Genomic DNA, 24,471 nt, shown 5'->3' with positions numbered 1-24,471 from the left:
CTGGACGGGCAGACCCAGAGGAAAGGCCACCACACGTGACTGAGATCGAGATCGGGCGCGGCAAGCGCGGCCGCAGGGCGTACGCGTTCGACGACATCGCCATCGTCCCGAGCCGGCGTACGCGGGACCCGAAGGAGGTCTCGATCGCCTGGCAGATCGACGCCTACCGCTTCGAGCTCCCGTTCCTCGCCGCCCCCATGGACTCGGTCGTCTCCCCGCAGACCGCCATCCGCATCGGCGAGCTCGGCGGCCTCGGCGTGCTGAACCTCGAAGGCCTGTGGACCCGCTACGAGGACCCGCAGCCGCTGCTCGACGAGATCACGGAGCTGGACGAGGACGCCGCCACGCGCCGTCTCCAGGAGATCTACTCCGCCCCGATCCAGGCGGACCTGATCCGGCAGCGCATCAAGGAGGTCCGCGACTCCGGTGTCGTCACCGCCGCCGCGCTCTCCCCGCAGCGCACCGCCGAGTTCTCCAAGGCCGTCGTGGACGCGGGCGTGGACATCTTCGTGATCCGCGGCACCACCGTGTCGGCGGAGCACGTCTCCGGCGCCGCCGAACCGCTGAACCTGAAGCAGTTCATCTACGAGCTCGACGTCCCGGTCATCGTCGGCGGCTGCGCCACGTACACCGCGGCCCTGCACCTGATGCGCACCGGCGCCGCGGGCGTCCTGGTCGGCTTCGGCGGCGGCGCCGCCCACACCACGCGCAACGTGCTCGGCATCCAGGTACCGATGGCCACCGCCGTCGCGGACGTGGCCGCGGCCCGCCGCGACTACATGGACGAGTCCGGCGGCCGCTACGTGCACGTCATCGCCGACGGCGGCGTGGGCTGGTCCGGCGACCTCCCCAAGGCCGTCGCCTGCGGCGCCGACGCCGTGATGATGGGCTCCCCGCTGGCCCGTGCCACCGACGCGCCCGGCAAGGGCCACCACTGGGGCATGGAGGCCGTCCACGAGGACGTGCCGCGCGGCAAGAAGGTCGACCTGGGCACGGTCGGCACCACCGAGGAGATCCTCACCGGTCCGTCGCACACCCCGGACGGCTCGATGAACCTCTTCGGCGCCCTGCGCCGCTCGATGGCCACCACGGGCTACAGCGAGCTCAAGGAGTTCCAGCGCGTGGAGGTCACGGTCGCGGACTCGCAGCACAGCCGCTGACCGTACGCCGTACGCCGTACGCCGTACGCCGTACGCCGTACGCACGCGAAGGGCCGGCTCCCCGGATCGGGAGCCGGCCCTTCGGCGTCCGGTTCAGTTCAGGCCCTGCTTGCGGCGGCGCAGGAGAAGGCCCCAGGGGATCACGAACACCGCCGAGAGGATCAGGCACGCGAGCAGGAACCGCGCGTCCTCGGCGGGGACGCCCTCGTCCCCGGAGGTCCGGGTCGCCACGTAGGCGAGCAGCGCGGTGAAGCCGCCCACCAGCACCGCGGGGATGCCGAGGACCCACAGCAGTACGGTGAACCAGGTGTGCCGGGCGGTGCCGGGTTCGGCCTTCGGCGTGGTCTTGCGCGGCTGCGGGATGCGGTCCGGATCGCGCGGCGGCATGGGGATCACGGCGGCGGCCGGGACCACGCGGTCCAGCGCGGAGAGTTCGGCCGCGGTGATGTGGAACAGGGTCGGCTCGATGGTGAGGGTGAAGCCGTCGCCGCCCACCAGGTGGCGGGCGCCGTCCGGGTAGACCTGCATCAGCGTGCTCGGCGTAGCGGATGGTGACCTGGCCCCGCGGCGCCACGAGGCTGATGCCGTCCCTCCCGAGGAGCAGGGCGCCGTTGCCCTCCTCCACGGCGGAGTAGCGCCGTCCGGTCACGATCTCGGAGGACTCGGTGGGCGCGGCCGCCAGGCCCGCCCAGTCCACGCCCCGGCCGGGCACCTGCATCAGGGCGTCGTCCCACACGGCGCGCGCGACCCGGTGGAGGTCGGCGACGGTGACCGCCTCGATCTCGGCCCTCGCCTCGGCGGCGGTGAGGTTGCGGTGGCGCAGCAGCAGGTTCAGGGCGTGCCCGGGAAGCATGCAGGCGGCGAGCTCCGGCGTGTCGAACTGCGCCAGCGCGGAGGCCCGTACGGCGTCCAGGTCGGCCTGGTCGATCCGGCCGGCCCGCAGCTTCGCGAACACGTCGATGAAGGCGCCGACCAGGGCGTCCTGCTTCTGCGGGAGGGCGTCGGCGATCGCGGTGACGGTCGCGGAGTCGGTGTCGCGGGAGCAGTAGTCGGCGGTCGCGGTGTACGAGTAGCCGCCCTTCTGGCGCAGCGCGCGGAACAACTCCTTGCCCAGGACCTCGGCGAACAGGTTCGCCTCGGTGGAGCGGGGCACGACGGCGGTCAGGACGACCCCGCCGTCGTCGCCCTGGAAGTAGGCGGGGGTGGTGGGCAGCGCGGAGGTGGCCGCCGGGGCCGGGTGCCACGCACCGGTCGGGAGCGTGAGGTCGAGGCCCTCGGGGACGGAGTCGCCGGTGATCCACAGGACGGCGTTCTCGGCGGTGAACCGGGTCCGCGCCCACGCGCGGACGTCGTCCGCGGTCAGCCGGTGCAGACCCGCCTCGGCGTAGCCGACGAGTCCGTACGAGCGGGATCCGTAGCGCCACAGGGCGGCGGCCCGGCCCGGACCGTGGCCCTTGCCGGCTGCCTCGGTGCGCAGGATCTCCTTCTCGGTCTCCAGCCGGTCCAGCGGGAGGTCGCGCAGCGCCGCGCACACGCCGTTGAGGTACTCGACCACGTCGGCGGGGGTGCCGGTGACGTGGAAGTGGGTGTACGTCGCGGCGGTGGCGCCGTTGTAGTGCAGGTCGCCGAGGCCGTGCCGGTGCAGGGCGAGGTGCTCGACCAGATGGGTGATGCCGCTGGTGGCGAGGGTCTCGTCGGCGCGTCCGACGCGGAAGAGGAGCCCGGCGGTGAGCAGTCCCGAGCGGGGGGCGAGGACGGTGCGGACGCCGTCCACGGTGGTTTCGGTGATGCCGTCGGCGTCGGTGGTGGGCGTGGTGGCGCCGCGGTGCGCGGCGCTGTTCGTGGTCATGTGTCCTCAGCCCTTCGCCAGGGCGGTCTTGCGGTGGCGGACGAACTCGGCCTCGTGGTCGTAGCCGCCCATGTAGCTCCACGGGAACTCGCTCGCACGGTCGCCGAGGGCGCGGAAGTGCGGGGCGGCCTCGGCGTGCCGGCCGGCCGCGCAGTGGGCGGCGGCGAACGCGCTGTGCGCGCCGACGAGCTGGTACGCGTCGGCGCGGGCGGCGGGGTGCAGGACCGAGCGGGCGGCGGCGTCGCGGAGGGCCTGGTGGGCGTCCGCACCGCGCAGATACGTTTCCGCGGCCTTGTCGCCCTGCTTCTCCCGCAGCTCCAGGTACTGCTCCATCTGCGCGATGGCGACCAGGGCGCCGTTCGGTGCGCCGGGCGGCGCCCCCTTGGCGCACTCCTCGGCGAAGCCGTGCGCGGACTCCCAGTTGCCGCCCCATTTGGGGCAGATCTGCTGGAGCAGCTGCTGCTGGCCGCTGTAGTGGTGCGGGTGGTGCTCGGCGAGCCGCTCGTAGCGGCGCCGGGTCTCGCCCAGGCCGAGTTGGAGGCCGCGCGAGGTGATGACGCGCAGGTACCAGGCGAGGGCGTGGGCGGGGTGCTCGGCGCAGACGTCGATCAGCAGGATCTCGGCGCGCCGCAGGAAGGCGTGGAACTGCTGGAACTGCTCCCGTGAGACGTGCTGGGCCCGGTGGCCCGTGCGGATGCCCCAGCCGATCTGGATCAGCCGGTCGGCGAGCAGGGTCCGGGGGAGCGGATCGCTGCGGTCGCCGGCCATGGCCTGGTTGAGGAGCGGCTCGGCGTTCTGCTGTTCGGCGACGACGCGGCAGGCGAGGGCGCGGTCGTCCTCGTCGGTGAGCGCGGCGAACGAGCGGGCCACGGCGTCCCAGTCCCGGCTGTGGACGCGGCCACGCAGGGTGGTGAGGGCGGGGATGCGGTCGGCGGGTTCGAATACGGGCCGGCCGAGCGGAGGATGAGCGGACACGCGGCGGATCATATGGCCGCGGATCCGGTCGTCAACAGCGGGTTTCCCGCGATCGTCGCTGGTCAGCGCCCTGCGGGTGGACCAGCGGGCAGGCACGCCGAGGGCACCGGGCGGCCGTGCGGCGGCCGGCCCGGTGTCCTCGGTCGGTCGGGAGCGTCAGTCGCTGGCCTTCTTCGCGGCGCCGAAGGCCACGAAGCCGCCGATGGCGAGGAAGACGTAGTCCATCGCGTCCGAGCCCTCCTGCCAGATGTCGGTCAGGCCGCCGACGCCCGCCTTGTCGAGGACCTCGCCGAGGCCGACGTTGCCGTAGTCGGCCAGGGCCAGCGCGATGAAGAACAGCTGGCCGAGGTAGACGGCGCCGAGGGAGAGGAGCGCGCCGGCCACGGGGAGCACCGGGTTCTTGCCGCCGAGCTTTCCGGCGGCGAAGCCGATCAGCAGACCCACGCCGACCGCCGCGTAGCCGACCTGGCGGTCGATCGCGTTCATGATCCCGCCGTACGCGGCGGCCGCGACCAGGGCGGTGACCGCGGCCGCGGCGATGCCCAGGCCGATGTTGCCGGGGCGGGCGGGCTCGGCGGGGTACGCGACGGGCTCGGCGGCCGGGATCGCCGGGCCTGCGGCGGCGCCGGACTCGGGCGCCGGCGGCTGGATGTGCTGGCTCATGGAGAAAATCCCCCCCAGGGATTCGGGCGTACGGCACACGTGCCCCCGGAGGTCGCCGAGGACGTATGGACGAGATAAGAGTCGCCGCAGGCTAGCAGGCGGCTCTGACATCCGCTGACGCGTTTTCCGGGCGCGGTCCGGCCGGTCCGGCCCGGTCAGAGCCGGTGCGCCGCCCCGGCCGGGCTGGCCCCGCGGGTGTCCAGCAGCAACTGCGCCTTCACCGCGAGGCCTTGGAGGTCGTAGGTGCGGTGGTGCTGGAGAAGGATCGTCAGATCGGCGTTCGCGGCGGCCTCGTACAGCGATTCGGCACGGGGGACGGGCCGGTCCCTGACGCGCCATCCGGCGACGTACGGGTCGTGGTAGCTGACCAGCGCCCCGAGGTCGAGCAGCCGGCTGGCGATCTCGCGGGCCGGTGAGCCCTCCTGGTCGCCGAGGTCGGGCTTGTACGTGACGCCGAGCAGCAGGACGCGGGCCCCGCGGGCCGATTTCCCGTGCTCGTTCAGCAGGGTGGCGGAGCGCTGGATGACGTACTGGGGCATCCGGCCGTTGATCTCCTGCGCCAGCCCGACCATGCGCAGGGGGTGACCAGGGGTGCGGGTGGTGTGGGGAAGGTAGTTGGGGTCGAGGGGGACGCTGCGGCCGCCGACCCCCGGGCCGGGCCGGAAGGCCTGGAACCCGTACGGCTTGGTCTCGGCGCAGCGGATGACGTCCCAGAGGTCGACGCCGAGGTCGTGGCAGAGCACCGCCATCTCGTTCATAAGGGCGATGTTGACGTGCCGGTAGTTGGTCTCCAGGAGCTGAACGGTCTCGGCCTCGCGCAGGCCGCGCGCCCGGACGACCTTCTCGGTGAGGCGGGCGTAGAAGGCGTGCGCGGACTCGGTGCAGGCGGGGGTGAGGCCGCCGATCACCTTGGGGGTGTTGGCGATTCCGTGCGTGCGGTTGCCGGGGTCGAGGCGGCTGGGGGAGTACGCGAGGTGGAAGTCCCGGCCGGCGCGCAGTCCGGAGCCCGCCTCCAGGATGGGGCGCAGGTAGTCCTCGGTGACGCCCGGGTGGGCGGCGGATTCGAGGATGACGGTGGTGTGCGGGCGCAGTCGGGCGGCGAGCGTGCGGCCCGCCTCGCCGACGGCGGAGAGATCGAGGGCGCGGTCGGCGCCGAGTTGGGTGGGGGCGCAGATGACGGCGGTGCGGACCCGGCCGAGTTCGGCGGGGTTGGTGGTGATCCGGAAGCCGGCGGCCGACATGCGGCGGATCTCGGCGGCGGTGAGGGTGGAGTCCGTGGCGGTGGTGGTGGCGGTGACCGCGGGCGAGGCCGTGGCCGGGTCCGCGGCCGTTGCCGGTCCGCTGTCGTAGCCGACCGTCTCGATTCCGGCGGCGACGGCCGCCTGCGCCAGCGGGAGGCCGAGGTGGCCGAGTCCGATGACGGCGAGATCTGCGGGCATGGGGTGCCGTCCCTTCCCTGTCATGCATGAGGGGGCTGGGTGCGCAAGCCCTGTGGACCGTGCAGGTGGAGTGTGGAGCTGGCGCGATGTCAGACTAGGCGTATATATGACCGATGTGTCGTATTACGGGGTGATGGTCGCTGTTGTGTTGTCCACAGGCGGTGGCTGATGTCGGTGCGGCGGGTCAGAATCGTGAGCGGGGGATGTGAGCGGGGTCACCCGCACCGCGCGGGAGAGGCCGCACCGACGGGAGGCAGCAGTGAGGACAGCGACACTGGGGCCGGTCCAGCGCGAAGAGGCGCTCGCCCGGATGGCCGAGCGGGAACTGGACGTGCTGGTGGTGGGCGCGGGCGTGGTCGGCGCGGGCACCGCGCTCGACGCCGCGACCAGAGGCCTCTCGACGGGGCTGGTGGAGGCCAGGGACTGGGCTTCCGGCACCTCCAGCCGGTCGAGCAAGCTGATCCACGGCGGCCTGCGCTATCTGGAGATGCTCGACTTCGCCCTCGTGCGGGAGGCGCTGAAGGAGCGCGGCCTGCTGCTGGAGCGGCTCGCTCCGCACCTGGTGAAGCCCGTGCCGTTCCTGTACCCGCTCCAGCACAAGGTCTGGGAGCGGTTCTACGCCGGATCGGGCGTCGCGCTGTACGACGCGATGTCGGTGTCCAGCGGGCACGGGCGGGGGCTGCCGGTCCACCGGCACCTGTCGCGCAAGCGCGCACTGCGGGTGGCGCCGGCGCTGCGCAAGGACGCCTTGGTGGGCGCCCTGCAGTACTACGACGCCCAGATGGACGACGCGCGGTACGTCGCCACCCTGGTGCGGACGGCGGCGGCGTACGGGGCGCAGTGCGCCAACCGGGCGAGGGTGGTCGCCTTCCTGAGGGAGGGCGAGCGGGTCGTCGGGGCGCGCGTGCGGGACGTGGAGGGCGGCGGCGAGTACGAGATCCGCGCGCGGCAGGTCGTGAACGCGACGGGGGTGTGGACGGACGACACGCAGGCGCTGATCGGGGAGCGGGGGCAGTTCCACGTCCGGGCGTCGAAGGGCATCCACCTGGTCGTACCGAAGGACCGGATCCACTCCTCGACCGGGCTGATCCTGCGTACGGAGAAGTCCGTCCTCTTCGTCATCCCGTGGGGCCGGAGCTGGATCGTGGGCACGACGGACACGGACTGGGACCTGGACAAGGCGCATCCGGCGGCGTCGAGCGCGGACATCGACTACCTGCTGGAGCACGTGAACTCGGTGCTGGCCGTGCCGCTGACGCGGGACGACGTCCAGGGCGTGTACGCGGGCCTGCGGCCGCTGCTGGCCGGGGAGTCGGACGCGACGAGCAAGCTCTCGCGCGAGCACACGGTGGCGCACCCGGCGCCGGGGCTGGTGGTCGTGGCGGGCGGCAAGTACACGACGTACCGGGTCATGGCGAAGGACGCGGTCGACGAGGCGGTGCACGGGCTGGACCAGCGGGTCGCGGAGTGCGTGACGGAGGACGTGCCGCTGGTGGGGGCGGAGGGGTACCGGGCGCTGTGGAACGGGCGGGCCGGGATCGCGGCCCGGACGGGCCTTCATGTGGTGCGGGTGGAGCACCTGTTGAACCGGTACGGCTCGATGACGGACGAACTGCTGGACCTGATCGCGGCGGACCCGGGGCTGGGGCAGCCGCTGGGCGGGGCGGACGACTACCTGAGAGCGGAGGTGGTGTACGCGGCGTCGCACGAGGGGGCGCGGCATCTGGACGACGTGCTGACGCGGCGGACGCGGATCTCGATCGAGACCTTCGACCGGGGGACCCGGTCGGCGCGGGAGTGTGCGGAGCTGATGGCTCCGGTGCTCGGGTGGGACAAGCAGCAGATCGAGAAGGAAGTGGAACACTACGAGAAGCGGGTGCAGGCGGAACGGGAATCGCAGCGCCAGCCGGACGACCAGACGGCGGACGCGGCGCGGCTGGGGGCGCCCGACATCGTTCCGTTGTAACTCCGGGATGCGGAGGGGGGAACCGCGGACCCGGGGCGCCCGTCCGTTGCGGAGTGAGGAACAATGAGGGTTCTGCCGGGGCGGGTTACCGCACGGGTTTTCCCGGAGCGGGCCACCGGGGATCCCCGGGGCAGCAGGCGGCACGATCGCAGAGGGGACGCATGTCGAAGCCGGAGCACACCGAGTCGCCCGCCGAGTCGCCTGCGGCGAAGCAGGAGGCTGCGCGTGCGGCGAAGCCTGCCGCCCCGGCCGCGGCGGAGCGTGACGCCGCGCATGCGGCGGAGCCGGGGGCTGCGAAGCCCGCCGCCTCGCCTGTCGCGGAGCCGGAGGACACCGGGCCCGGCGGCTCGCCTGCGGCCGGAGCCGACCCGGGCAAGTCCGCCGCGGCCTCTGCCGTGTCGGCGGAGTCGAAGGACGAGGACGAGGACGAGGACAAGGACGACGGCAAGGGCAGGAAGCCGGCCGCGTCCAAGGCCGACCTGAACAAGCCCGCCGCGCAAGCCGCCGGTCCGGCGGCGGGCGCGGGCAGAGCCGGTGACGGTGCACCGCGGGAGGCGAAGTCCGCAGGCCCGGCCGCGGCGGAGCCCGACCCGGCCAAGTCCACCGGCGCATCGGCCGGGGTGAACCCCGTAGTCGAGAAGGCGGATGCCGTCGCCGCCGCCGTCAAGGCCGCTGCCGCAAAGGCCGCCGAGGGCGGGCAGGACGAGGGCCGTCTGCTCGCGCGCCGCTACCGCCTGCGCGAAGTGCTCGGCAAGGGCGGCATGGGCACCGTCTGGCGCGCCGAGGACGAGACCCTCGGCCGGACCGTGGCCGTCAAGGAACTCCGCTTCAACACCGGCGTCGACGAAGACGAGAAGCGCCGCCTCATCACCCGTACCCTCCGCGAGGCCAAGGCCATCGCCCGGATCCGCAGCGGCGGCGCCGTCACCGTCTTCGACGTCGTCGACGAGGACGCCCGCCCGTGGATCGTCATGGAGCTCATCGAGGGCCCCTCCCTCGCCGAGTTCATCCGTGAACAGGGCCCGCTGACCCCCCACCGCGCCGCGGAGGTCGGCCTCGCCGTCCTCGACGTACTGCGCGCCGCGCACGGCCAGGGCATCCTGCACCGGGACGTGAAGCCGTCCAACGTGCTCATCGCCCGCACCGGCCGTGTCGTCCTCACCGACTTCGGCATCGCGCAGGTCGAGGGCGACCCCTCCGTCACCTCCACGGGCATGCTCGTCGGCGCCCCCTCGTACATCTCTCCCGAGCGCGCCCGCGGCCAGAAGCCCGGCCCGCCCGCCGACATGTGGTCCCTCGGCGGCCTGCTGTACGCCGCGGTCGAGGGCGTGCCCCCGTACGACAAGGGCTCCGCACTCGCCACCCTCACCGCCGTGATGACCGAGCCGGTGGATCCGCCCAAGAACGCGGGTCCGCTGACCGAGGTGATCTACGGCCTGCTGGCCAAGGACCCGGCCCGCCGCCTCGACGAGGAGCGCGCGCGGGCGATGCTCACCGCCGTCGTCAACGCGCCGGAGCCGGTACCGGCTCCCGTCCTCGCCCCGGCCGTCGAGGAGACCCGGCAGATCTCGCTGGCCGACGCCAAGGAGGCCGCGGCCAAGGCCTCAGCCGAGAAGGCGGCCGAGAAGGCGGAGAAGAAGGAGCGCGAGCGGCTTGAGCGCGAGCAGCGCGATCGGGCCCGCGCGGCGCTGAAGGCGACCCGCAAGGCCGCGGCCGCCGCGGCGGCGACCACGGCGGCCTCGGCGGCCGAATCCCCGGCCCCCTCACCGGCGTCGGGCAGGCCCTCGCCGGTCGCGGCGCCACTCACCGACGTCATGTCCCGCCGCACCATCGTCCTCGCGATAGCGGGCGTGGTCGTCGTGCTCGCCGCGATCGGCTCTCTCATCGCGTATGCGGTCAGCGGCGACGACGAGGCCGGCAAGAAGAAGGAAGAGGGCAAGGGCGGCCCGGGTACGACGGTCTCCGGCAGCCCGAATCCCAGCTCCTCCGCGAAGACCGGCGACACCAACGCCACCGCGGGCAAGGGCGGTACCGCCAACGGCGGTGCCGGCAGCGAGCCGAGCCAGGGGCAGTCCCCGGCCGGGCAGCCGAGCCAGGGGCAGAGCCAGGGCCAAGGACAGAGCCAGGGGCAGGGCTCGGCGCCGGGCGGGCCCGGAGCCGGGCTCCCCGAGGGCTACGCGAAGGTGACGGACCCGGGGTTCCACTTCTCGATGGCGATGCCGTCGGGCTTCAAGGTCACGGGCATAGCCGGCGAGAACTCCGGCGCGATATACAGCCGCGACGGCGGCTTCCCGCGCATCCAGGTCGACTACACCGCCAGCCCCGGCAGCGACGCCCGCGCCGCGTGGGCCGAAGCGGTCGCCGGAACGGCCGCTTCCAGCACGAACTACCGCACGATCCGGATCGACCCGACGGAGTACAACGGCTACCCGACCGTCGCGGACTGGGAGTTCGAGCGGGAGCAGAAGGGCATCAAGGTCCGCGTGCTCAACCGCGGCTTCAAGGTGGACGCGAAGCACGGCTACGCCATCATGATCAGCTGCCCGGCGGACCAGTGGGACGCCCCGGAATGCACGACGATGCGCAACACGGCGTTCCAGACGTTCCAGCCGCTGGGCTGAATCGCGCGCTCCGCAGGGGGCTGCCGAGCCGGGCGTCGACGAGTGACGGGTGACGGGTGACGAGCCTTCGCAGGCTCGGGACGCGGGCGGCCCGCGCGACGTATCGTGGCAGTGGGGCCATGGGGGACGTGCGCCCCGGCACTCGGGGGAGGCGAAGTGGAGGACTACGCGGGCCGGATCCTGGCCGACCGCTACCGTCTGCCGCTGCCGCCGTCGGACGAGTACGAACTGGTCGAGACCCGTGCCTTCGACACCCGCAGCGGGCAGGAAGTCCTGGTACGGCAGGTGCCGTTGCCGGAGATCGTGGATGCCGAGCTGCTCGACGGGGAGACGCCGAGGGCTCCGGCGGCGGCCGGGGGAGAACTCCCGGCCGTGCGCCGGGCGATCGCCGCCGCACAGGCGGCCGCGTCCGTGCCGGACCATCCCCGGCTGGACCAGGTCTTCGACGTGTTCGCCGAGGGCGGGTCGCTGTGGATAGTGAGCGAGTTGGTGCCGGCGCGCCCGCTGGCCGCGCTGATCGCCGATGAACCGCTGAGCCCCTACCGGGCGGCCGAGGTCGCGGCGGACGTGCTGACCGCGCTGCGGGTGCTGCACGCGCACGGCTGGACGCACCGGAACATCACGGTCCGGACCGTGTTGATATGCGATGACGGCCGGGTCGTCCTGACCGGCCTGGCGGCGGGCGCCGCGGAGGACGCCCTGTGCGGCTACGACCCGGTCCCCCGGGAGTCCGCGCCCCCCGCCGAGCCCTGGGGCGATCCCCAGCCTCCAGCCGGGATTGCGGGTCGGGCCGCGGGCCCGATCGGCGCGGCAGCCTTACGGCCCGACCCGGGCAGGGACGCGCCGCCCGGAGCGTCGCCGAGCTCCGGCGGTGCCGGGGGCCCGGCGCCCGGTGCGCAGTTGGAGGTTCGGGGTGCTCAGGGCGAGGCGGCGGGCGCCGGCCCGCACGGTGTTCCGGGCGCGGGCGGTTACGCGCCGCTCGTGGCGCCCGGCTACGACACCGGCCCGCGGTACTCCGACCACATCACCTCCGGCGCGACGGGGGAGCGGCCCGACCTCAAGGCAGCCGCCCGGGCCGGGGCCATCGCCGCCTACCGGGCGGGGGCGCAGGCAGCCGCCGCGCGGGTCACCGAGCAGCGCAAGGGCGGCTCCGAGCCCGCGCCGGAGCCGAGGCCGCAGGGCTCGAACCTCCCGCAGGGGTATGCGTACCCGTACGGGGGCCCGGAGGCCGGTGCGAGTGCGCCGTGGCACGGGGCCACCCCGCGCCGGCAGGTGGCGCTCGGGCCCGCCGAGCCGCCGGAGCCGGACCGGGAGCGGGACCCCGAGCCGTTGCCGGCTCCCCAGCCAGTACGGGCCGCCCAGCCGGTACGGGCCGCCCAGCCGGAGCAGCTTCCCCAGCCGGAGCAGCTTCCCGAGCCGGAGCAGCTTCCCGAGCCGGGACGGGAGCCCGAGTCGCGGCGCGATTCGGCGCCGGTCCGCCCCGCGCTGCCCGCGCCACTGGCCCTGCCCGAGGGCTACCGCCAAGCCGAAGCCCCGGACCCGACCGCCTACCTCCGCCCCGGCCAGCCCGCCCCGCCGCGCCCCCCGCGCGCCGGTCAGCCCCCGCCGCAGGGCGCCGAGGGCCCGACCATGGCCTCGTACCTGCCGTCCGGCGAGCCCGGCCGGCTTCGGCCGAACGGATCGGAGGCCCCGATCGCGGCCGCGTACGCCCTCCCCGAGCGGCCGGGCGCCCAACCCCGCCCCGTCCCGGCCGGTCCGCAGGGCGCCGAGCGCCAGGAAGCGGGTTGGGGCGAGAGCGGGCTCCGGGGGTTGGGGGCAGAGCGGGCTCGGCTGACCCGGATGGCCGTCGTCGGCGCCGTCACCGAGCGGTGGGCCCCCGAGCAGGCCGGGTCCGTCACCGGGCCCTGGCAACTGGCCGCGCCCGTCGGGCCGGCGACCGACCTCTGGGGGCTCGGCGCGCTGCTGTACCGAGCCGTCCAGGGACACGCCCCGTACCCCGAGGACAGCGTCACCGAGCTCGTCGACATGGTCTGCGCCGAATCCCCGGCCTTCGCCGAGGAGTGCGGCCCGCTGCGCCCCATCGTGGAGTCGCTGTTGCGCCAGGACCCCACCGAGCGGCCCGACTTCGAAGAGCTCCGCGGCTGGCTGCGCTCGCTCGTACGGTCCGCGCCCGAGCCGGACGGCGGCTTCGCCGTGCTCCCGATGCCGGAGCCGGATCCCGCGCGGCTGCCCGTCGTACGCCGGCGCGGCGACCTGCACGGCCGCCACCGCAATCCCACCGCCTCCCGCAGGCCCCGCTCCCTCGGGCGGACCCTCCTCCTCGGCGTCCTGGTCCTGCTGGCCGGGGCCGTGGCCTACGCCATCCTGTTCCTTCCGAGGAGCGAGGAGCAGCAGCCCGCCGCCGTCGCCAAGCCCCCCGCGCAGTCCCAGTCCCCCTCCCGGTCCCCCTCCGCATCGGCGCCGGCTCCGGCGTCGCCCAAGTCGTCGCCCGGCCAGGCCGCCCCCGCCCCCGCTCCCCCCGGCTACACCACCCAGCAGGACCCCGAGCACTTCGAGATCGCGGTCCCGAGCGGCTGGGAGCGGCGCGGGATGAACGAGGCCGGGCAGGTCCGGTACACCGACGGGGAGTACGTCCTGACCGTCGTCCCCGGCCGGGACAAGGCCGACGGAAATCCGGACCCGGCGACGTACCAGAAGGACAAGGAGCCGGAACTGGCCCCCTACCGGTCCTCCACCTGGGCCAGCGGCGGCGACGTGAAGACCACCAAGGTCGGCAGCCAGCTCCGCGTCACCGGCCGGTACACGTGGATCGACGGCAACGGCCGCAGCGTCGTCGCCCGGAATTTCGTCGTGGCGCTCGGCGGCAGCTACCACGTCGTCATGGTGACCGGTCCGCAGGACGGCGAGGGCAAGGTCACCGAGGTCTTCGAAAAGGCCACGGGGAGTTACAAATCAGGCGGTTGAGGCCGACTGACGGTGACTCAGTACGGCGATTGCGTCACAGTGCTGCCGGAACCGAGCCTTCACGGTTCCAGCAGCCCCGGGCGCTCCGTAATCTGGCCCGAAGTGCACAGAGTGGCGGGGTTTCGTGGAACAGCAGACAGGTGCGGGCGCGGTGCTCGCTGGCCGGTACCGGCTCGTGGAGCCCATCGGCAGCGGCGGCATGGGCAAGGTGTGGCGCGCGCATGACGAGCTGCTGCACAGGACCGTCGCCGTCAAGGAACTGACGGCGGGTCTGTACGTGGCCCAGGCCGACCGGGAGGTGCTGCACGCCCGGACCCAGAAGGAGGCCCGGGCAGCGGCCCGGATCCAGCACCCGGCGGTCGTGGTGGTCCACGACGTACTGGAGCACGACGACCGGCCGTGGATCGTCATGGAGTACATCGACGGCCCCTCCCTCGCCGACGCGGCCAAGGCGGCCGGCCGGATCGAGCCCGCCGAGGCGGCCCGGATCGGCCTGCACGTACTGGGCGCGCTGCGCGCCGCGCACGCGGTCGGCGTCCTGCACCGGGACGTCAAGCCGGGCAACGTGCTGCTCGCCAAGGACGGCCGGGTCCTCCTCACGGACTTCGGGATCGCCGCGATCGAGGGCGACTCCTCCATCACGCGGACCGGCGAGATCGTCGGCTCCATCGACTACCTGGCCCCGGAGCGGGTCACCGGCGGGACCCCCGGCACCGCCTCCGACCTGTGGTCGCTGGGCGCCACCCTGTACACGGCGGTCGAGGCGCGCTCGCCCTTCCGCCGCACCTCGCCCATCTCCAGCCTCCAGGCCGTGGTCAACGACGAGCCGCCGGCGCTGCGCCAGGCGGGGGCCCTGGGCCCGGTCATCACGGCCCTGCTGCGCAAGGACCCCGACGAGCGGCCCTCGGCGCAGGAGACCGAGCGGATGCTGATCGAGGCGATGGAGGGCCGGCCGCCGAAGGCGGCGCAGGCGTACGTCCCCACGCGCGCGGTGACTCCGGAGGAACTCGCCGACGCCGCCGAGGAAACGGTGCCGGAGGCGGAGCCCGCCCCCGCCCCCGCTCCCGCCCCGGCCGCGGATCAGGCCCGCACGGCCGCCCTGCCCGAACAGCCCGGCCCCGCCCCGGTACCGGCGGCGGGCGGCGGCCGGATCAAGAGGGCCGCCGCCGTCGCCCTCGTGGCGGCTCTGGTCGGCGGCGGCGCCGTCTTCGGCGTGCTGAAGTTCACCGGGGACGCGGAGGCGGGGAAGGGCAGCGGCTCCGACAAGAACGCGAGCGCCCCCGACCAGCAGGGCGGCGCCGAACAGGACGCCCCGCCCGCGGGATACACCGAGGTCACCGACCCCACCGGCTTCACCCTCTTCGTCCCGGCGGGCTGGAAGCGCCAGATGGACGGCGACCAGATCGACTACACCCCGGACAACGGGAAGCACTTCATCCGGATCGCCGCCGACCCGACCCCGGACTACGACAACCCGTACATGCACCTGCTCGACCTGGAGAAGCAGGTGGCGAAGCGGACGGACTACAAGAAGCAGCGGCTGAACCAGAACACCTTCCGCGACAGCACCCGGGCCGCGCTCTGGGACTTCAGCTGGACCGAGAAGGGCACGCACGCCGGACCGCGCCGGGCCATCGAGCAGATGTACGTCGCCCCGGACGGCACCGAGTACGCGATCTACATGTCGAGCCCCGTCGCCGACTGGAACACCACCCGCCAGCAATTCGACGTCGTGCTCAGCGGCTGGGAGCCGCCCGCCGGGAAGCCCTGATCCTTTCCGGGCCGATTCCGTCATCCTGCCAGCGATCGCTGGCAGAAATGGCAAAATCCGGTTACCGACGGGTACCCAAAGGCTCCCGGGCGGCATACGCTCACCGCCATGACGGACTCGCAGGCCCCGGCCCCCCTCCGCAGCGCACCGCAGCCCACCAACCCGGTCGCCCCCGCCCCGGCCGGTGCCCGTACCGCCGCCGACGTGGTGACCCCCGACCTGGTCGCCCGGCTCACGCGCGGAGTGGTCGGCTCCGGCCGGACCGCCAACCACACCCCCTTCACCGGGGCCAAGCTGGCGGACCTCCCCGAGGCCACCCCCGAGGACGTCGCCGGGGCCTTCGACCGGGCCCGTGCCGCCCAGGGCGCCTGGGCCGCCGTCCCCGTACGCAAGCGGGCCGCCGTACTGCTCCGCTTCCACGACCTGGTCCTGGCCCGCCAGGCCGAGGTGCTCGACCTCATCCAGCTGGAGACCGGCAAGGCCCGCCTGCACGCACACGAGGAGGTCCAGGCCGTCGCCGTCGCGGCCCGCCACTACGGCCGCAAGGCCCCCTCGTACCTGCGCCCCAAGGGCCACACGGGCGCCATCCCCACCCTCACCAAGGTCACCGAGCTGCGCCAGCCGCGCGGGGTCGTCGGCCAGATCGCCCCCTGGAACTACCCCCTCGAACTCTCCGTCGGCGACGCGCTGCCCGCCTTCGTCTCCGGCAACGCCGTCGTCATGAAGCCCGACACCGAGACCGCCCTCACCGCCCTGTGGGCCCGCGACCTGCTGATCGAGGCCGGACTGCCCGCCGAGGTCTTCCAGATCGTCCTCGGTGACGGACCCGTCGTCGGCCCCGAGGTGGTCCGGCACGCCGACTACGTCTCCTTCACCGGATCCACCCGCACCGGCCGCGAGGTCGCCCAGGGCGCGGCCGCCCGCCTGGTCGGCGTCACCCTCGAACTCGGCGGCAAGAACGCCATGCTCGTCCTCGCCGACGCCGACATCGAGAAGGCCGCCGCAGGCGCCGTCCGCGCCTGCTTCTCCTCCGCCGGCCAGCTCTGCATCTCCATCGAGCGGCTCTACGTCCACGCCTCGATCGCCGACGCGTTCGTGGAGCGCTTCGCCGCCCGTACGAAGGCCATGCGGCTCGGCGCCTCGCTCGCGTACGGCGCGGACATGGGCTCGCTGGTCGGCGAGCGCCAGCTGGAGACCGTACAGCGGCACGTCGACGAGGCCGTCGCCAAGGGCGCCACCCTGGTCGCGGGCGGCGCCGCCCGCCCCGACATCGGCCCGCTCTTCTACGAGCCCACCATCCTCGACGGGGTCGAGGCGCCGATGGCGGTCTGCGGCGAGGAGACCTTCGGCCCGGTGGTCTCCGTCTACCGGTTCACGGACGAGGACGAGGCGATCGCGCAGGCCAACTCCACCGCGTACGGACTCAACTCCAGCGTCTGGACCAAGGACGCCCGCCGCGGCCACGCCGTCGCCGCCCGCCTGCGCACCGGCACCGTCAACATCAACGAGGGCTACGCGCCCGCCTACGGCAGCGCCCAGGCGCCCATGGGCGGTATGAAGGACTCCGGCCTCGGCCGCCGGCACGGCTCCGAGGGGATCCTCAAGTACACCGAGGCCCAGACCGTCGCCCACCAGAGGCTGCTCCCGATGGCGCCCTCGCTGGGGATGGACGACGAGAAGTACGCGGCGTTCATGACCCGCAGCCTCAAGGTCATGAAGACGCTCGGATTCCGTTAGGCGCGACGCGCACGAAGGCACGAAGGCGCGACGCGCACGAAGGTACGAAGGCACGAAGGCACGAAGGGCACCAGGGCCAGGGCACGACCGCCGGGGAGGCAACGCAGTGTCGGACCACACCGACGAGTACGACTACGACGTCATCGTCATCGGATCGGGCTTCGGGGGATCGGTCTCGGCGCTGCGGCTGACCGAGAAGGGCTACCGGGTCGGCGTCCTGGAGGCGGGGCGCCGGTTCACCCGCGAGAGCCTGCCCCGCAACAGCTGGGACCTGCGCAACTACCTGTGGGCCCCGGCCCTCGGGCTGTACGGGATCCAGCGGATCCACCTGCTCGGCAACGTGATGGTGCTCGCGGGCGCCGGGGTGGGCGGCGGCTCGCTCAACTACGCCAACACCCTGTACGTGCCGCCCACCGCCTTCTTCGAGGACCGGCAGTGGGCGTCCATCACCGACTGGCGCGAGGAACTCGCCCCGTACTACGACCAGGCCAAGCGGATGCTCGGCGTACGCCTCAACCCGACGATGACCCCCTCAGACGTCCACCTGAAGGCCGCCGCCGAGAAGATGGGCGTCGGGGACTCCTTCCACATGGCCCCGGTCGGCGTCTTCTTCGGCGACGGCGCGGACGCGGACGGCGCGGCCGCGGACGGCGCGGCCGCGGACCGCGCCGACGGCGCCCGCACGGCCCGCCCCGGCGAGGAGGTCCCCGACCCGTACTTCGGCGGCGCCGGCCCCGCCCGCAAGGCCTGCACCGAGTGCGGCGAATGCATGACCGGCTGCCGCCACGGCGCGAAGAACACCCTGAACGAGAACTACCTCCACCTCGCCGAGCGCGCCGGAGCCGTCATCCACCCGATGACCACCGTCACCGCCCTCGCCGAGCACCCCGACGGCGGCCACCGCGTCCGCACCGTCCCCACCGACGCCCGCCGCCGGGGCGCCGCCAAGGAGCTGCGCGCCCGGTACGTGGTCGTCGCGGCGGGCACGTACGGCACCCAGACCCTGCTGCACACCATGAAGGACAGCGGGCTGCTCCCGCGCATCTCGGACCGGCTCGGCGAGCTGACCCGGACCAACTCCGAGGGCCTGGTCGGCGCGCAGACCGACGACCGCCGCTACCGCAGGCGCCACGGCCCTGGCCGGCGGGCCGACTTCACCCGGGGCGTCGCGATCACCTCGTCCGTGCATCCCGACGCGGACACCCACATCGAGCCCGTCCGCTACGGCAAGGGCTCCAACGCCATGGGGTTCATGACCGTCCTCCAGGTTCCGTACAGCAGGCACCGGGTGCGGGCCTGGTTCGCCCGGACCGCGAAGCACCCGGTGCAGCTGGCGCGCTCGCTCTCCAACCGGCGCTGGTCGGAGCGGACGATCATCGGGCTCGTCATGCAGTCGCTGGACAACTCGCTGACCACCTACCGCAAGCCCGGCGGCCTGGGGAAGGGGCTGCTCACCGCCCGCCAGGGGCACGGCGCCCCGAACCCGGTGCAGATCAAGGAGGCCACCGAGGCGGCCACCCTGCTGGCCGAGGAGATCAACGGGTTCGCCGGCAGCAACATCGGCGAGCTGATGGGCACCCCGCTGACAGCGCACTTCCTCGGCGGCTGCCCGATCGGCGCCCGCGCCGAGGAGGGCGTGGTGGACCCGTACCACCGCCTGTACGGGCACCCGGGGATCTCGGTGGTGGACGGCTCGGCGGTCTCCGCGAACCTCGGCGTCAATCCGTCGCTGACGATCACGGCGCAGGCGGAGCGGGCGATGTCGTACTGGCCCAACAAGGGCGAGCAGGATCCGCGGCCGGAGCAGGGCGCGGCCTACACCCGCCTGGCGGCGGTGGAACCCGTCCGTCCGGCGGTCCCGAAGGAGGCCTTCGGCGCGCTGCGGCTGCCGTTGCTGCTGCCGGTACCGGAGGTTCCGAAGAAGGCGTGACGCGGTCCGGCGGGCCGCCCGACACGGGCGGCGGCGGCGGGTTCTGCGCTCCCCCTCCGAGCGCAGAACCCGCCGCCGCACATAAGTGACAGGTGTTCAGTCCGGATGGTTGCATGTGATGCCCGTCACCCTCCGAAGGGGGCAACCGAGACCCGCGCTCGACGGTCTCGATCTTCATGGACAAGCGCATCTCCCTTTTGGCCGCTACTGGCTTGGCGGCGCTGAGCCTCGGCGCGGCCGCCCCCGCGCTCGCCGCGGAACCGGTCTTCCCGCTCGGCGGCCCCTCCGCACTGGTGCTCCAGCCGACCCCGGACACGGGCCCCTCGAAGGAGCGCAGCCTGCGCTACGTGCTGGACTACGCGGGCCCGGGGAACAGCTTCCCCGGCGAGTTCACCGTCACCGTCGACCTGGCCAAGGCCGCCGGGGTGGCGTCGGTGCGGCTCGACCCGGCCAAGCCCCGGGCGAACTGCACGACGAGCGCCACCGCGATCGTCTGCAAGCAGCAGGGCCTGTCGGTCGCGACCGCCGGGACCGGCAACAGCTTCGACCTGCTCGTCTCCGCCGCCAAGGACGCCAAGAACGGCGCGAGCGGCGAGATCGCGGTCACCGGCCGGGTGGCGGGCGCCGGCGTCACGCCGATCACCACCAAGCTGACCGTCGGCGGCCCCGACCTGCACCTGGGCGAGCTGAAGCCCAAGGCCGAGGTGACGGCCGGCGAGCAGCAGGACCTGCCGCTGGCCTTCGCGAACCGCGGCACGCTGCCCGCCAGGTCGGTGGCGCTGGAGCTGGACACCTCGGCGGGCCTGGAGCCGGCGGAGGCGTACGACAACTGCCGGCGGCAGGACCACGGCGGCATGGGCGCCACCACGGTGTGCCTCGTCGAGGGCGAGTTCCTGCCGGGCGAGTCCTACCAGCTCGCCCCCGACTCCCCGCTGCACCTCAAGACCACCGAGCGCGCCTACCAGGACCGGCTGAGGTACGGGGTCGTCCCCGATCCGGCGCCGGTCAAGGACGGACCCGAGGGCAAGCCGGCGACCGGCAAGAAGCTGAAGCTGGTCAAGGCGTCGGTCGCGGTACCGGTCACCGACTCCGACCCGGACGCGCGGGACGCCGGGCGGGCCGAGAACACCGACCTGAACCCGCGCGACAACGAGCGCACGTTCGAGTTCACAGCCAAGGGCGCCCGGGCCGACTTCGAGGCGGTCACCGCGTCGCCCTCCGGCAAGGTGGGCGACACGGTCGTGGCCGAGCTCGGCTTCCGCAACAAGGGCCCGGCCGTGATCAGCCACCTGCGCTCGGGCGAGAGCGTGGCCCGTACCGACATCGTGATGCCGGCCGGAGTCCAGGTCACCGACGTGCCCCGGAACTGCCGCGCGGTCAACGCGGACGGCAGCGACCGCGCGGAGCAGCTGGGCGCGCCGCGCTACTTCTGCGACGGCGGGGTGTTCGCGGACGCCCCGGGTACGTACGCCGACCGGTTCTCGATGAAGATCGAGAAGGCCGTGGCGGACGCGAAGGGCTCGGTCACCGTCGGCGAGCCGGTCGCGGGCGGCACCAAGCCGCTCGCCTTCGACCCGGTCGAGGGCAACGCCAAGGCCGTGTTCGCGGTCGAGGTCAAGGGCGGTACGAGCCCGAGCCCGTCCGGCTCGGCCTCGGCGTCGCCGTCCCCCTCGGCCTCCGCCTCGCCCTCGGCGTCGGCCTCCCCGAGCACGTCCGCGTACGCCACCGGCGGTACGGGCGGCAACCTGGCCTCGACCGGCAGCTCCGTCGGCCCGATCGCGCTGGGCGCGCTGGGCGCGGTGGCCGTCGGCGGTGCGCTGTACGTGGGGGTGCGCCGCCGCTCGGGCGGGCACGCGTAGGCACCTGGGCACGTAGGCGCGTAGAAGCAGAGAACGGCCGGCCGGGGGCGTCCCCCTGGCCGGCCGTCCTTTTCGGGGTGACCGGGCTGCTGTCCCCTGCCGTCCGGTCACGCGAAGGAGCGAGGTCCCACGACGCACCCCCCGAGGGGCCGTACGTCTCATCGCTCCCGAAGAGCCACGCGTGGTGCTGTGGTCCCGCGTCTGGCTGACGCGGCCACCCACACCAACGAAGGGCGCCGGGGCCGGTCACGGTCCGGACGAGTGACGAACAGGCGTAAGAGCCGGAACGGGCCTCAGCTCCGGAACGGCCTCAGACCCGGCCGCGGCACAGCTCCAGCAGCGTCATCGCGAGGGTGGTCCCCGGCTTGCCGAGGGCGTCGCTCCAGTGGGCGAGCACCTCCATCTCGCGCGAGAGGTGCACCCGCCGGCCGCCCGAGGCGATCCGGGCGTCCTGGATGACGGTCGAGACGGCCATCCGCTCCTGGATCAGCCCGATGATCCGGTCGTCGATGGCGTCGATCCGCTCGCGGGACTCGGCGATCAGCTGCGCGGGGGTGGTGGTCACGGTCATGTTCTTACTCCTGTGGGTCGTGCCGCCAGGAGCGGAAACGCCAGAGCGCCCCGGTCCTGTCGGACCGGGGCGCTCTGGGAAGTCAGCGGCTCAAGCGAGCATCACGCGGACCCATGGCGACCGGACCGGCCGGTGCCATAGGTAAAGAGGAAGCTCAGCTGCTTGCGCACGAACCGGATTATGTCCGGCCCCCGCCCCCGGGGCCAACCCGGCCCGGATCGTGAGACGCCCCGCCCGAGCCGTCGCCGGACATCGCGGTGACGTGGGCCTCGGATGGTGCGACAAAGGGGCGGCCGGCACCACCGGTAGAATCGACAAAACAGCCACCCTCTTCCGCCGGAAGGCCGCCCCGTGCCAGAAGCACCCTCCGCCGCCCACGACAGCGCCCCGGACACGGTTCTCGTCGTCGACTTCGGCGCCCAGTACGCCCAGCTCATCGCCCGCCGCGTCCGCGAGGCACGGGTATACAGCGAGATCGTCCCCAGCACGATGCCGGTGGCCGAGATGCTCGCCAAGGACCCGAAGGCGATCATCCTCTCCGGCGGCCCGTCCTCCGTGTACGAGGAGGGTGCCCCGCGCCTTGACGACGCCCGCGCGCTCTTCGAGTCCGGCGTCCCGGTCTTCGGCATGTGCTACGGCTTCCAGCTGATGGCGACCACCCTCGGCGGCACCGTCGACAACACCGGCGCCCGCGAGTACGGCCGTACGCCGCTCGCCGTCTCCAAGGCCGGCTCCACCCTCTTCGAGGGCACCCCCGAGAACCAGTCGGTGTGGATGTCCCACGGCGACGCCTGCTCCGCCGCCCCCGAGGGCTTCACCGTCACCGCGTCGACCAACGTCGTCCCGGTCGCGGCCTTCGAGAACGACGCGAAGAGGCTGTACGGCGTGCAGTACCACCCCGAGGTGATGCACTCCACGCACGGCCAACAGGTGCTGGAGCACTTCCTCTACCGCGGCGCCGGCCTGGAGCCCACCTGGACCACCGGCAACATCGTCGAGGAGCAGATCGCGGCCATCCGCGAGCAGGTCGGCGACAAGCGCGCCATCTGCGGCCTGTCCGGCGGCGTGGACTCCGCGGTCGCCGCGGCCCTCGTCCAGAAGGCCATCGGCTCCCAGCTGACCTGCGTGTACGTCGACCACGGCCTGATGCGCAAGGGTGAGACCGAGCAGGTCGAGAAGGACTTCGTCGCCGCCACCGGCGTTCAGCTGAAGGTCGTCGACGCCCAGGAGCGCTTCCTGACCGCGCTGGCCGGCGTCTCCGACCCGGAGACCAAGCGGAAGATCATCGGCCGCGAGTTCATCCGCGTCTTCGAGCAGGCCCAGCTGGAGATCCTGCAGGAGGACGGCCCCGCGGTCGCCTTCCTCGTCCAGGGCACCCTGTACCCGGACGTCGTCGAGTCCGGCGGCGGCACCGGCACCGCGAACATCAAGTCCCACCACAACGTGGGCGGCCTGCCCGACGACATCGAGTTCGAGCTCGTCGAGCCGCTGCGCCAGCTGTTCAAGGACGAGGTCCGGATGGTCGGCCAGGAGCTCGGCCTGCCCGAGGAGATCGTCCAGCGCCAGCCCTTCCCGGGCCCGGGCCTGGGCATCCGCATCGTCGGCGAGGTCACCAAGGAGCGCCTGGACCTGCTCCGCGAGGCCGACGCCATCGCCCGCCACGAGCTGACCGCGGCCGGCCTGGACCGCGAGATCTGGCAGTGCCCGGTCGTCCTGCTCGCGGACGTCCGCAGCGTCGGCGTCCAGGGCGACGGCCGCACCTACGGCCACCCGATCGTGCTGCGCCCCGTCTCCTCCGAGGACGCGATGACCGCGGACTGGACGCGCATGCCGTACGAGGTGCTCGCGCGGATCTCCACCCGCATCACGAACGAGGTGCCGGACGTGAACCGCGTCGTCCTCGACTGCACGAGCAAGCCCCCGGGCACCATCGAGTGGGAGTAATCCCGGCCCGACGCCCGTGACGAAGCCGCCGTTCCCCCGGGAGCGGCGGCTTCGCCGCGTGTATGGCCACTTGGCGCGGCCGCCGGTACCTTGCGCGGCGAGCCGAAGGAGGGGGCCATGCCGGATCAGCCCGAACCCGTACCCGCACCGGTACCCGCACCCGTACCGGTGGACCGGCTGCGGGTCGCGCTGCCGCCCGTCCATGCCAGCCCGGCCGAGGAGCGCGCGTACCGCAAGGAGCGGCTCGCCGGAGCGCTGCGGCTGTTCGGCCGCCTCGGGTACGAGGACGGGGTCGCCGGGCACATCACCGTGCGGGACCCGGAGTTCACGGACTGCCACTGGGTGAACCCGTTCGGGCAGGCCCTGTCCGCACTCACCGCCGACGACCTGCTGCTCGTCGACGGGGACGGGCGCGTGCGCCGGGGCGGACGCCGGGTCAACGAGCTGGCCTTCGCCGTGCACGCGGCCGTGCACCGGGCCCGACCCGACGCGGTGGCGGTGGTGCACGCGCACGGTCCGTACGGCAGGGCGCTGGCCGCGCTCGGGGAGCTGCTCGCCCCCATCAGCGAGGAGGCCTGCGCCTTCTACGAGGACCACGCGCTCCTGGACGGGTTCGCCGGACCGCAGGACGGCGGGCGGATCGCCCGCGCCCTGGGCCCGTACAAGGCGCTCGTCCTGCGCAACCGCGGGCTGTTGACGGTCGGCGACTCCGTGGACGCGGCGGCCTGGTGGTTCATCGCCGCGGAGCGGGCGGCGCAGGTGCAGCTGATCGCGCGGGCCGCCGGAAAGCCGGTGCCGATCGACCACCGCGCGGCACTCGCCGCGCGGGAGCGTTTCGGCACGGATCTCGCCGCCTGGGTCAGCTACCAGCCCCTCTGGCAGTCCGTCGCCCCCTGACACGACTGCGCCGGGCGGGTGACGTCAACATCATGAACGGTTAATCACCTGCTCTGACATCGTGCGCAATCCGGAGCACTGCCGCAGTGGTGCACAATTCGCTGGCATTGCACCGTAGTTCAGAG

General features: G+C 73.4%; 14 protein-coding genes and 1 pseudogene. 10 read left to right on the top strand and 5 right to left on the bottom strand.

Translation table 11 applies throughout. The features are described 5' to 3' along the window. Nucleotides 1-35: 35 nt before the first annotated feature. Nucleotides 36-1,160 carry a GuaB3 family IMP dehydrogenase-related protein gene (locus ACIBAD_RS07825; RefSeq protein WP_134071967.1) on the top strand — a complete coding sequence of 375 codons (1,125 nt, stop codon included), beginning with the start codon at nucleotides 36-38 and terminating at the stop codon, nucleotides 1,158-1,160. Here the strand turns inward: ACIBAD_RS07825 and ACIBAD_RS07820 are convergent. The 4 genes from ACIBAD_RS07820 to ACIBAD_RS07805 form a co-directional block, all read right to left on the bottom strand. Then, nucleotides 1,129-3,009: an insulinase family protein gene (locus tag ACIBAD_RS07820; RefSeq protein ID WP_398905237.1), complete on the bottom strand. Its 1,881-nt coding sequence runs from the start codon at nucleotides 3,007-3,009 to the stop codon at nucleotides 1,129-1,131. The genes ACIBAD_RS07825 and ACIBAD_RS07820 overlap by 32 nt on opposite strands. Nucleotides 3,010-3,015: 6 nt before the next feature. Next, complete coding sequence (locus ACIBAD_RS07815) at nucleotides 3,016-3,984, bottom strand: hypothetical protein (RefSeq protein WP_134071963.1); 969 nt, start codon at nucleotides 3,982-3,984, stop codon at nucleotides 3,016-3,018. Nucleotides 3,985-4,140: 156 nt separating this feature from the next. Further along, nucleotides 4,141-4,647, bottom strand: coding sequence for a hypothetical protein (locus ACIBAD_RS07810; protein WP_134071961.1), 507 nt, complete (start codon nucleotides 4,645-4,647; stop codon nucleotides 4,141-4,143). A gap of 155 nt (nucleotides 4,648-4,802) precedes the next feature. Continuing rightward, complete coding sequence (locus ACIBAD_RS07805) at nucleotides 4,803-6,086, bottom strand: nucleotide sugar dehydrogenase (protein ID WP_398905235.1); 1,284 nt, start codon at nucleotides 6,084-6,086, stop codon at nucleotides 4,803-4,805. A 259-nt stretch (nucleotides 6,087-6,345) separates the two neighbouring features. Here ACIBAD_RS07805 and ACIBAD_RS07800 point away from each other — a divergent pair, with 259 nt between their 5' ends. From ACIBAD_RS07800 to ACIBAD_RS07770, 7 genes are all read left to right on the top strand, one after another. Continuing rightward, nucleotides 6,346-8,052: a glycerol-3-phosphate dehydrogenase/oxidase gene (locus tag ACIBAD_RS07800; protein WP_398905233.1), complete on the top strand. Its 1,707-nt coding sequence runs from the start codon at nucleotides 6,346-6,348 to the stop codon at nucleotides 8,050-8,052. 161 nt (nucleotides 8,053-8,213) lie between these two features. Beyond that, nucleotides 8,214-10,673, top strand: a complete 2,460-nt coding sequence (locus tag ACIBAD_RS07795) for a serine/threonine-protein kinase (RefSeq protein ID WP_398905231.1) — start codon at nucleotides 8,214-8,216, stop codon at nucleotides 10,671-10,673. A gap of 156 nt (nucleotides 10,674-10,829) precedes the next feature. Next, a complete protein-coding gene (locus tag ACIBAD_RS07790) occupies nucleotides 10,830-13,637 on the top strand; it encodes a serine/threonine protein kinase (protein WP_398905229.1) in 2,808 nt (935 codons plus the stop codon). A gap of 124 nt (nucleotides 13,638-13,761) precedes the next feature. Further along, entirely contained in the window at nucleotides 13,762-15,408 is a 1,647-nt protein-coding gene (locus tag ACIBAD_RS07785) for a serine/threonine-protein kinase (protein WP_134071954.1), read from the top strand. A 108-nt stretch (nucleotides 15,409-15,516) separates the two neighbouring features. Beyond that, nucleotides 15,517-17,145 carry a succinic semialdehyde dehydrogenase gene (locus ACIBAD_RS07780; protein WP_134071952.1) on the top strand — a complete coding sequence of 543 codons (1,629 nt, stop codon included), beginning with the start codon at nucleotides 15,517-15,519 and terminating at the stop codon, nucleotides 17,143-17,145. A 106-nt stretch (nucleotides 17,146-17,251) separates the two neighbouring features. Then, on the top strand, nucleotides 17,252-19,075 hold the full coding sequence (locus ACIBAD_RS07775) for a GMC oxidoreductase (RefSeq protein WP_398905226.1): 1,824 nt from the start codon (nucleotides 17,252-17,254) through the stop codon (nucleotides 19,073-19,075). A 176-nt stretch (nucleotides 19,076-19,251) separates the two neighbouring features. Continuing rightward, nucleotides 19,252-20,934 carry a peptidase gene (locus ACIBAD_RS07770; RefSeq protein ID WP_398905224.1) on the top strand — a complete coding sequence of 561 codons (1,683 nt, stop codon included), beginning with the start codon at nucleotides 19,252-19,254 and terminating at the stop codon, nucleotides 20,932-20,934. A 310-nt stretch (nucleotides 20,935-21,244) separates the two neighbouring features. Here the strand turns inward: ACIBAD_RS07770 and ACIBAD_RS07765 are convergent. Then, nucleotides 21,245-21,541, bottom strand: a pseudogene (locus tag ACIBAD_RS07765) (chorismate mutase); the annotation flags it as partial. A gap of 315 nt (nucleotides 21,542-21,856) precedes the next feature. Here ACIBAD_RS07765 and guaA point away from each other — a divergent pair. Further along, nucleotides 21,857-23,449: a glutamine-hydrolyzing GMP synthase gene (gene guaA, locus ACIBAD_RS07760; RefSeq protein ID WP_053691991.1), complete on the top strand. Its 1,593-nt coding sequence runs from the start codon at nucleotides 21,857-21,859 to the stop codon at nucleotides 23,447-23,449. Between the two features lie 117 nt (nucleotides 23,450-23,566). Continuing rightward, the gene (locus tag ACIBAD_RS07755) at nucleotides 23,567-24,346 is read left to right on the top strand and encodes a class II aldolase/adducin family protein (RefSeq protein WP_398905222.1); all 780 of its coding nucleotides are present in this window, start codon (nucleotides 23,567-23,569) and stop codon (nucleotides 24,344-24,346) included. Nucleotides 24,347-24,471: the final 125 nt, after the last annotated feature.

The sequence above is a fragment of the Streptomyces sp. NPDC051109 genome, from assembly GCF_044455885.1.
Taxonomy (GTDB): Bacteria; Actinomycetota; Actinomycetes; order Streptomycetales; family Streptomycetaceae; genus Streptomyces.
The sequence above is the reverse complement of the archived record's forward strand: the minus strand, read 5'-3'. Positions and strand labels throughout refer to the sequence as shown.

Excerpts from the sequence above, each read along its gene's own strand:
- ACIBAD_RS07810 (WP_134071961.1), bottom strand. The coding sequence starts at position 4,647 with ATGAGCCAGCACATCCAGCCGCCGGCGCCCGAGTCCGGCGCCGCCGCA.
- ACIBAD_RS07780 (WP_134071952.1), top strand. The coding sequence starts at position 15,517 with ATGACGGACTCGCAGGCCCCGGCCCCCCTCCGCAGCGCACCGCAGCCC.
- ACIBAD_RS07795 (WP_398905231.1), top strand. The coding sequence starts at position 8,214 with ATGTCGAAGCCGGAGCACACCGAGTCGCCCGCCGAGTCGCCTGCGGCG.
- ACIBAD_RS07770 (WP_398905224.1), top strand. The coding sequence starts at position 19,252 with ATGGACAAGCGCATCTCCCTTTTGGCCGCTACTGGCTTGGCGGCGCTG.
- ACIBAD_RS07805 (WP_398905235.1), bottom strand. The coding sequence starts at position 6,086 with ATGCCCGCAGATCTCGCCGTCATCGGACTCGGCCACCTCGGCCTCCCG.
- ACIBAD_RS07755 (WP_398905222.1), top strand. The coding sequence starts at position 23,567 with ATGCCGGATCAGCCCGAACCCGTACCCGCACCGGTACCCGCACCCGTA.
- ACIBAD_RS07820 (WP_398905237.1), bottom strand. The coding sequence starts at position 3,009 with ATGACCACGAACAGCGCCGCGCACCGCGGCGCCACCACGCCCACCACC.